The organism is Candidatus Eisenbacteria bacterium, from assembly GCA_030017955.1.
In the GTDB taxonomy this organism is placed as follows: Bacteria; Eisenbacteria; RBG-16-71-46; order JASEGR01; family JASEGR01; genus JASEGR01.
This window is the reverse complement of sequence record JASEGR010000003.1, coordinates 65,947-74,584: the sequence shown is the minus strand read 5'-3', so window position 1 is coordinate 74,584 and position 8,638 is coordinate 65,947. Positions and strand designations below refer to the sequence as shown.

Sequence of the window (8,638 nt, the reverse complement as noted above, 5' to 3'; positions counted from 1 at the left end):
CAAGCGCAATGGCACGACAACATTGTTTGCAGCCCTCAGCATGCTTGACGGTAGGGTGATCGGTGACTGCATGGCGCGTCATCGGCATCATGAGTTTATCCGTTTTCTCAAGAGAATGGACGCTGAGACTTCTGCGGGGCTTGACCTTCATTTGATCGTAGACAACTACGGCACCCATAAGCATCCACGGGTGAAATCGTGGCTTGGACGGCATCCCAGGTTCCACTTGCACTTCACCCCGACCTCCAGTTCGTGGCTTAACCTCGTTGAGCGGTGGTTCCGTGAGTTGACGGACAAACGTATCCGTCGCGGTTCCTTCCGGAATGTATCCGCGTTGATTGCAGCTATCAAAAGCTATATCGATAGTCATAACCAGAACCCCCAGGTGTTTGTGTGGAGCGCACCTGTTGAGCGCATCCTGGCCAAAGTCACCAAATGTAAAGAAGCGTTAGACGCACTACACTAGCACCAAATTCTAATACATTCAGCATCATCCGTAAAGCCGGTTCCACCACCTGCCCCTCACCCTACCCTTTCCCCTTGGGGTAGAGTCTCAGAAGTTTGACTCAATGGCCTTTTGGAACTATTCTTAGTTTCTAAGATGATGGTTGAGCGATACTGACGCTGGGGACCGAGAGGAAAATGTCTGCTCCCAAAGAAATCCTTGAGCTCGTCGAGCGGTTCGAACGAAATCGTGAAGCGTATCGTTCCGGGCAATACAACGAGACCCAACTAAGGCGCGAGTTCCTCGACCCGTTGTTTGAAGTACTCGGCTGGGACGTGAACAATAAGCAGGGCTATGCTGAGGCCTACAAGGACGTAATCCACGAAGACGCGATCAAAATCGGCGGATTTACCAAAGCTCCGGATTACTGCTTCAGAATTGGCGGAGCCCGCAAGTTCTTTGTCGAAGCAAAGAAGCCTTCCGTCAGCGTGAAAGAGGAAATCAGCCCTGCTTTTCAACTTCGCCGATATGCATGGTCGGCAAAACTGCCTCTCAGCATCCTGACTGATTTCGAGGAACTCGCCGTTTATGACTGCCGGGTCAAACCCGTCGCGAGCGACAAAGCAACCGCGGCGCGGGTGCTATATCTGACCTGTCGGGAGTATTCCGAGCGTTATAAGGAGATCGCCTCAATCTTCTCCCGCGAAGCGGTGCTCAAAGGTTCGTTCGACAGATACGCCGAATCAACGAGACTCAAGAAGGGCACTGCTGAGGTTGATGACGCCTTCCTCCAGGACATTGAATCCTGGCGCGAAATGCTTGCTCGCAACATTGCGCTTCGGAACCCGGGACTCACTCAGCGTGAGCTTAATTTCGCTGTGCAGTGCACGATAGACAGAATTATTTTCCTGCGGATTTGTGAAGATCGTGGCGTTGAAGAATACGGCCAGCTTCAGGCTCTTCAGAATGGCGGGAGAGTCTATGCGCGGTTGTGTGAGTTGTTCCAACGTGCAGACGCGCGATACAACTCAGGATTGTTTCACTTCGAGAAGGAAAAGACACGGCCCGAACCACCCGACGAGCTTACGCTGAACCTGAGCATTGACGACCACGAGCTCAAGGAAATCACGAAGAGCCTCTATTATCCCGAGAGTCCCTATGAGTTTTCCGTCTTTCCCGCTGACATCCTCGGCCAGGTCTACGAGCAGTTCTTGGGAAAAGTAATTCGTCTCACTGCCGGACACCGTGCAGTTGTTGAAGATAAGCCGGAAGCCAAGAAGGCAGGCGGTGTTTTCTACACGCCGACTTACATCGTGGAATACATCGTCAAGAATACCGTTGGGAAGTTGGTGGAAGGCAAGACTCCGAAACAGGTCGCAGGCGCGCACACAGGTACGCCCCTACGCATCCTCGACCCTGCCTGTGGCTCGGGCTCATTTCTTATTGGTGCCTACCAATATCTCCTCGATTGGCACCGCGATTGGTATGTGACCCACGACCCAAAGAAATGGGCCGCTGGCCGTTCCCCAGCGCTGTACCAGACTCATTCTCCCTCTCCCCTTTGGGGAGAGGGCAAGGGTGAGGCTGGAAACAAACTGCATCCCTATTCTCCCTCTCCCCTTGGGGGAGAGGGCAGAGGTGAGGGGATCACTCCCTCTCTCCTGAGGGGAGAGGGCAAGGGTGAGGGGCAAGCCGCCAACTGGCGCCTGACGACTGGCGAAAGGAAACGCATTCTCCTCAACAACATCTATGGCGTTGACATCGACCCCCAGGCCGTCGAAGTAACCAAACTTTCACTTCTCCTAAAAGTGCTCGAAGGCGAGAACACGCAGACTCTGGCAACTCAACTCCGTTTGTTCAACGAGCGCGCCCTCCCGGACCTCTCAAGCAACATCAAGTGCGGCAATTCCCTCATCGGCCCCGACTTCTACGACAACGCGCAGATGGGTCTGCTTGATGAGGAAGAGCGCTACCGGATCAATGTCTTCGACTGGCACGCCGAGTTCCCCCAAGTCTTTGCTTCCTCTCCTGACCGTGGGAAAGAGTCCAAGAGTAAACGCGGATTTGACGCGGTGATTGGGAACCCGCCGTATATTCGCATCCAGACAATGAAGGAATGGGCACCGCTTGAAGTGGAGTTCTACAAGCAGCGCTACGCGAGTGCCAGCAAGGGAAACTATGATATCTACATCGTCTTCGTCGAGAAGTGCTTGAACCTTCTCTGCGGTCAAGGGTGGTTGGGCTTGATCCTCCCGCACAAATTTTTCAACGCGCAGTATGGCGAAGCATTGCGCGGAATCATCTCCGGCGGCAAACATCTTGCCCACATCGTTCACTTCGGCGATCAGCAGGTTTTCGCCGGAGCGACCACTTACACCTGCCTGCTGTTCCTCGATAAATCAGGTAACGAGTATTGCCGTTTCGTGAAGGTCAGTGACCTCGCCGCTTGGCGCACCACGGCTGAAGCGACAGAGGGTAACGTTCCCTGCGCCAACGTCACTTCCGCCGAGTGGAACTTTACCGTCGGTCCCGGCGTGGCGTTGTTCGAAAAGTTGAGCAAGATGCCGGCGAAGTTGGGGGACGTGGCGGACAGAATGGCGCAGGGCATTCGCACAAGTGCGAACGAGGTGTATGTTTTGGATCTAGTTTCCGCTGACGGTGATCTGATAACCGCCCATTCCAAGCAACTGAAGCGGGAGGTGCAACTTGAACGCAAGGCAGTGTCGTTGTTCTTACAGGGGCGAGAAATCAAACCATACCGAATTCTACCGTCGGGCAAAGTCGTCATCATCCCGTATCGGATTGAAAACGGACGCGCAAACCTCATCCCCGAAAAGGAAATGCGAGAGCAGTTTCAGAAGACGTTCGCGTATCTTTTGGAGAACAAGCCATATCTGGAAAACCGAGAACGAGGAAGGATGCGCGGTTCGAGTTGGTATGCCTATGTGTATCCGAAGAACATCGACGTAATGGGCACCAGCAAAATTCTGGTGCCAGATATTGCAGACAGCGCCTCATTTGCGCTCGACGAAACGGGTGAATACGCCTTTACCAGCGGCTACGGCATCACCTTGAAACACAATGTGGCAGAGTCGTCGAAGTACGTATTGGGCTTGTTGAACAGCCAGATCCTGGACTTCTACCTGAAGAGCATCAGCACGACCATGCGCGGCGGGTTCTTCCGCTACTTCACGCAGTTCATCGAACAACTTCCCATCCGCACCATGAACTTCACCGACCCCGCTGACAAAGCTCGCCACGACCGGATGGTTGCACTGGTGGAACAAATGCTCGCACTTCACAAGCAGCTGGCGGTGGCGAAGACCGAGCATGAGAGAGATGCCCTCCAGCGCCAGACTAACGCCACCGACCGCCAAATCGATGCGCTGGTGTACGAACTCTACGGCCTGACTGAGGAGGAAATCAGAACTGTCGAAGGGGAATGAAGGACCCGCGATTTTTGCCCGCGAATTCGAACGTCTGAAGCGGGCAAGAAGAAAAAGTGATAACATGGTGTGCAGGAATGGATTGGCAGCTAGACGTACCTAGGAAGGGGCGAACAAGAGGCCATGCAACAGGCAGAACAAAGTCTTGACAGTGGGCTGAACTTGGCCGATACTGTTATTGCTCATCCCCAGTCAGGTTCTCTGAACCTGCTGGCCCCCTCCGGGTTGCGACCCGGAGGTTTTTTCTTCTCCTTGATATGAATAGAACCGTCTTCCTAGTCGATGGTTTCAACCTATATCACTCCGTAGTGGAAGCCAGCCGAGACGCTACCGGCACGACGACAAAATGGCTTGATATCAAGAAGCTCTGTTTCTCCTACCTGCCAATTGCGGGCAAGTTCGGCAGCGAGAAAGCAACTCTCGAACGAGTCTATTATTTCTCAGCTCCCCCCACTCACCGCACACCAGACAAACTTGGGCGACACCTGCTTTTCATGAAATGCTTGAGGGCAACCGGAATAAATGTAGAGCTGGCTAGGTTCAAGCAGAAGGAGGTTTATTGCCCCAACTGCAAAAGAGTCTTCATCACTCATGCAGAAAAAGAGACCGATGTTGCAATTGCCGCTAGACTTTTTGAAGTTTGCTGTGGCGATGAGTGCGAGACCGTGATTCTTATGACTGGAGATACGGACCTGGCACCCGCAGTCAGAGTCTGCAAGCGGATGTTCCCCAGCAAGTTAGTGTTTTTCGCTTTCCCATATAAGCGAACCAATAGAGAGCTCGCAGGTCTTGCCCCCGAGTCTTTTTCGATCAAGCTGAAAGCATATCTTCGAAACCAATTTCCTGATCCACTGGTCTTGCCTGACGGAACAGCGATCCAGAAGCCATCCAATTGGTGAGTATCTGCCACTGAAGTAGAGGATGCGACAATACAATGACCGCGCATGGCTGACATAACCCAGTCAGTTCATTCTCAACGGGCCAAAGCTGATGCTGAGAGCGTGGTGGAGCAAATCGCCGAGGTACCCTAACGTGAGTGACTGCAAACCGCCACGTAGGGCTCAAGTCGGTGGGTAAGCATTCCCGCGGATCCAGTCGTCTTTCCTGGCGGCAGAAGACTTTTGAAGCCGGCCATTTATCTCTTAGCGCTAACCAGCAATCGTCGCAGGTGCCAGACTGCTCCAACGTTAAGATCGTGTCGTCACGTCAAGCCGCCAATTTCTGCTTCCAGTTTGTCGAGCTTACTGCTATTCTTACCAGTAAGACGCAGTCAGAGTATACCGGAGGGAGGGTTGGAAAATGACGAATCTAGCCACTACCAAGATGTCGTCGAAAGGCCAAGTTGTTATTCCGGAGGAGATCCGTAAACAGCTTCACCTGAAACCTGGATCGCGGTTTATTATCGTCGGTGATGGGGATGTTGTCATCCTGAAAGAGATCCTGCCGCCGTCCATGCGCGAGTTCAACAGATTAATTGCGGATGCGCGTCGCCGGGCGAAGCAATCTGGCATGAAGAGGTCAGACATTAAGAAGGCACTGTCTGTGGCGCGGAGGCATGGGTGAAAGTTGTTCTTGCTATGAATGTCTTCATGTTGCGAGTGAAATTGTGAGCTCGCGAGAGAAATCATGAAGAACCCGTGCTGTGCAATTTGCGGGGTGGCTGCAACATGGGCTACTTATACCCTGTTAAGAAGATAGTAGGCCTGACAGATCTAATATGCGCTTTGCCCACGAACTTGACTGCTCGGCGACCTTGGCGCGTTCTACAGGATCAGCCCAAATGCTTTTCCACCTGTGCTGCCAGCAAGTCAGCAGAATTTGTAATTGAACCAATTCAGCGGCGGCATCAATCTCAGCTTCTGGCGCAGTCCACTCAATAAAGAACTTGCTCTCTTCAAGCAAACCTTCCACTGCTTCCCGATTCGCGTCGTTGCTGGCGAATGACCTGATTCGACTCAAGTTCGCTGCCAGCCCACCTAAGCGGACAGGGAGGTCGTCACGCAAGTAGCGTTCGCGGATGGCCGTGAGGTCTTTCATACGCCACCCAAAAGCTCATGAGTGATCTCGGCTATGCGTTGCCTAATCGCGGGATCAGGCACATCTTTCATCTCCACTTTTGTGGAGCGAGAGCGTATGATGTGAATCACGGACACCTCGAGGTGTACAGTGTACTCCGGCACAATATTGCGCGTCTACTTCAGTATATCTTCCCGGACTTTTCCCTCGACTTGCGGGCCTAAAGATGTTCCGAGGATTTTTGCCGCAGTCGGCGCAACATCGAGAATGCTGATGGACGGAATTCTGAGTCCCTTCTTGAACGAAGGACCTGAGGCGATGAAACCTGAATACATGAGCGGATTCTCAGGCAGGAATCCGTGCGTGCCGCGTGATTCCGTGGGGGAGAGAAAGTTGCCCGCTCTGCCACCCGAAAAGGTGTAGCCGGGTTCACAGGCAAGGCCAAACGCTGCACCCGGAAATGCGCCGTATCTTTGAAGCTCCTTCCTGTCCAGAACGTAGAAAATCCTCTTGTATTCAGTCTCACTCAACTTCTTGAAGTGTGAGATCACATCGGCTATTGCCATTGTGTCGCTTCCTTGCGAGAAGTAAACCGCTCCTCCTCCTCCGCTCGAACGGAAGAAAGCAGTGGCTCGAGGCGATGACTTTGGAGAGCCGGTAGTCTGAGAGCTTTGCGTCTTTCCTCTGGAATCTCTGCTCTCCAGAACGCCGAGCTTTCCAAGCTCCACGTTTGGCCTCAATTCGTTATGAATGTTGGCGAAGCCATGGTCGCCGACAACGATGATGTTCGTACTATCTCTAAGGCCAACCTCTTCCAATGCATCAAGTATCCTGCCGACCTGAGCATCAGCCAACTCGAATGCCTTCAGAGCTTCTTTTGAGTCTCTCCCGAAGGAGTGAAGCACGTGGTCAACCTCAACCAAATGGACCAGAAGTAAGTTGGGCTTCTCGAGCTTTATGAGCGCGCATGCTCCATCAGCAATCCTATCGTCCTGATATCCCCAGTCGAATCTCTTATCTGTCCAGGGACCATACATCGACTCGACTTTTTCGGTGAGGCCGGGCGTGTCATAGCGAAAAACAAGCTCCCGCGAAGTCACTCCCTTTTCCACAGTCCATATTTCGGGAAGACTGAAGTCCACATATGAAGCGCCGCAGAGCGAGGGCCAGGATGAAACTGCTACTTTGAGCCCTTTCCTGTGAGCTGCTTCAGGCAGGCTTGGAACCAGGAGCGAATCCGAGAACCAGTACCAGGTTCCCTGGGGTGATCCATCTCCAAGAGTTATGTTTCCGGTGATTCCGTTAAGGTACGAACGGACTCCTGTTATGATGGCTGCGTGAGAAGGAAAAGTTACAGTGGGAAAAATCCCTATCATTCCATCAGCGCTCACTCCGTCTCTGACCAAAGACTCAAGGCTCGGAACCCTGAGCTCGAGTTCCACAGCTTGCCGGTAGATATCAGGGTAGAGACCGTCGATTGAGATGAGGACAAGTCTCGGAGCTGAACTGCTCTGAGAGCAGAGTGGAGACGATGAAAGAAGCTGAAGGACGAGGACAAAGATTATCGGGAAAGCAGATCGAATACTTTTCCGCATGAGCCCGACTCGTTTACCCATTGATGTCAGCAATCACAAGGCCGCTTTATGGGGCTACCAGTTTCTCCAGCATCACGAAGTCGATAGCGTTAGCATACGCAAGCAAATCAGCTTCGGTTGCGCCATTACTTCCCTTGAGAGTCAGCAGAACTTTGTTGGCAACGACAAGGGTCAGTTCCGGGCCACCGCCGTCACCCGCCTTCTTGGAAACCCCACGATATGTCTTCACTTTGACTAGTTTTCCTCCCTGACTGCCCATTAGTGCCGGATTGGTGAGCAAGGGAAGCATACCCTGGAGGAGTGGCGAATCAGTCATCATCTCGATACCAACTTCCGGGATTTCGACCTCCTCTGCGCCCTCTTCCGATGGTTTCGCGGTCGCGGCAGGCGGCTTTTGATATTTCACAGACGCGGAGATTCCGCCTCCCATAAAGCTGGCTCCAGCGGCTGACATCTCCGGCTCCTCCGCAGTCCATCCGGCAAGCGGCTTTGGGAAAACTCCCTTAAGCTTTTCTGCCTGTTTTTCCCGGATCTGCTGCAGTGCGAAATCTAGCTCCGAAGCGGCCTGGGAGAATTTCCCCTCCTTGTAGAGCTTCACCGCTCCGTCAATCTGGTCAGTTACGTCATCAGCCGGGACAGGAGCAGGGTAGGCAATCACGACGCACACCAGCGCGAAAAACAACAGCAATAGCTTTCTGAGTACCATTTCTCCACCTCGCGTTAGGGGAATTGCGCCTTCTGGTTCGGACGTTGACATGCCGACTGCCACTCAGAAGTAAGCGCACGGTAGCAACTCTGCGGGACAGTGTCAATCCGGTTTTCGCGGCCGGGGAACCGATGCCAGCTCGAGGACCGTCGGACAAAAAAACTAGGGCTCCAGCCTGGAGGCCGGAGCCCTTCAGTCAAATAAGATGATTTACATCTATATTTTGACTACGTTTGTTGCCTGCAACCCTTTTGGGGTCTCCGTGACGTCAAACTGCACTTCTTGACCTTCTTCGAGGCTTCTGAATCCTTCTCCAGCGATTGCAGAATAGTGCACGAACACGTCCGGGCCATTTGTGCGCTCAATGAAACCAAATCCCTTGGTCTCATTGAACCACTTAACACGGCCTTTTTCTGGCATCTTCTTCCCA

General features: G+C 53.0%; 8 protein-coding genes. 4 read left to right on the top strand and 4 right to left on the bottom strand.

The genetic code is table 11. The features are described 5' to 3' along the window. The 4 genes from QME66_01030 to QME66_01015 all read left to right on the top strand — a co-directional run. The coding region (locus QME66_01030) for an IS630 family transposase (GenBank protein ID MDI6807551.1) at positions 1-466 on the top strand (466 nt) is incomplete at its 5' end. Between the two features lie 176 nt (positions 467-642). Further along, positions 643-3,891, top strand: coding sequence for an Eco57I restriction-modification methylase domain-containing protein (locus QME66_01025; protein MDI6807550.1), 3,249 nt, complete (start codon positions 643-645; stop codon positions 3,889-3,891). A 257-nt stretch (positions 3,892-4,148) separates the two neighbouring features. Further along, positions 4,149-4,790: an NYN domain-containing protein gene (locus QME66_01020; GenBank protein ID MDI6807549.1), complete on the top strand. Its 642-nt coding sequence runs from the start codon at positions 4,149-4,151 to the stop codon at positions 4,788-4,790. 400 nt (positions 4,791-5,190) lie between these two features. Further along, complete coding sequence (locus QME66_01015; GenBank protein MDI6807548.1) at positions 5,191-5,454, top strand: AbrB/MazE/SpoVT family DNA-binding domain-containing protein; 264 nt, start codon at positions 5,191-5,193, stop codon at positions 5,452-5,454. Between the two features lie 123 nt (positions 5,455-5,577). Here QME66_01015 and QME66_01010 read toward each other — a convergent pair whose 3' ends face one another. From QME66_01010 to QME66_00995, 4 genes are all read right to left on the bottom strand, one after another. Beyond that, complete coding sequence (locus QME66_01010; protein MDI6807547.1) at positions 5,578-5,928, bottom strand: hypothetical protein; 351 nt, start codon at positions 5,926-5,928, stop codon at positions 5,578-5,580. A gap of 155 nt (positions 5,929-6,083) precedes the next feature. Continuing rightward, positions 6,084-7,502: an ectonucleotide pyrophosphatase/phosphodiesterase gene (locus tag QME66_01005; GenBank protein MDI6807546.1), complete on the bottom strand. Its 1,419-nt coding sequence runs from the start codon at positions 7,500-7,502 to the stop codon at positions 6,084-6,086. Between the two features lie 46 nt (positions 7,503-7,548). Further along, complete coding sequence (locus QME66_01000) at positions 7,549-8,208, bottom strand: hypothetical protein (GenBank protein MDI6807545.1); 660 nt, start codon at positions 8,206-8,208, stop codon at positions 7,549-7,551. Between the two features lie 216 nt (positions 8,209-8,424). After that, positions 8,425-8,628, bottom strand: a complete 204-nt coding sequence (locus QME66_00995; GenBank protein MDI6807544.1) for a cold shock domain-containing protein — start codon at positions 8,626-8,628, stop codon at positions 8,425-8,427. Between the last annotated feature and the right edge of the window lie 10 nt (positions 8,629-8,638).

What these genes read in the sequence shown, in the direction of transcription:
- QME66_01025 (MDI6807550.1), top strand. Translation starts at nt 643, where the DNA reads ATGTCTGCTCCCAAAGAAATCCTTGAGCTCGTCGAGCGGTTCGAACGA.
- QME66_01020 (MDI6807549.1), top strand. Translation starts at nt 4,149, where the DNA reads ATGAATAGAACCGTCTTCCTAGTCGATGGTTTCAACCTATATCACTCC.
- QME66_01015 (MDI6807548.1), top strand. Translation starts at nt 5,191, where the DNA reads ATGACGAATCTAGCCACTACCAAGATGTCGTCGAAAGGCCAAGTTGTT.
- QME66_01010 (MDI6807547.1), bottom strand. Translation starts at nt 5,928, where the DNA reads ATGAAAGACCTCACGGCCATCCGCGAACGCTACTTGCGTGACGACCTC.
- QME66_01005 (MDI6807546.1), bottom strand. Translation starts at nt 7,502, where the DNA reads ATGCGGAAAAGTATTCGATCTGCTTTCCCGATAATCTTTGTCCTCGTC.
- QME66_01000 (MDI6807545.1), bottom strand. Translation starts at nt 8,208, where the DNA reads ATGGTACTCAGAAAGCTATTGCTGTTGTTTTTCGCGCTGGTGTGCGTC.
- QME66_00995 (MDI6807544.1), bottom strand. Translation starts at nt 8,628, where the DNA reads ATGCCAGAAAAAGGCCGTGTTAAGTGGTTCAATGAGACCAAGGGATTT.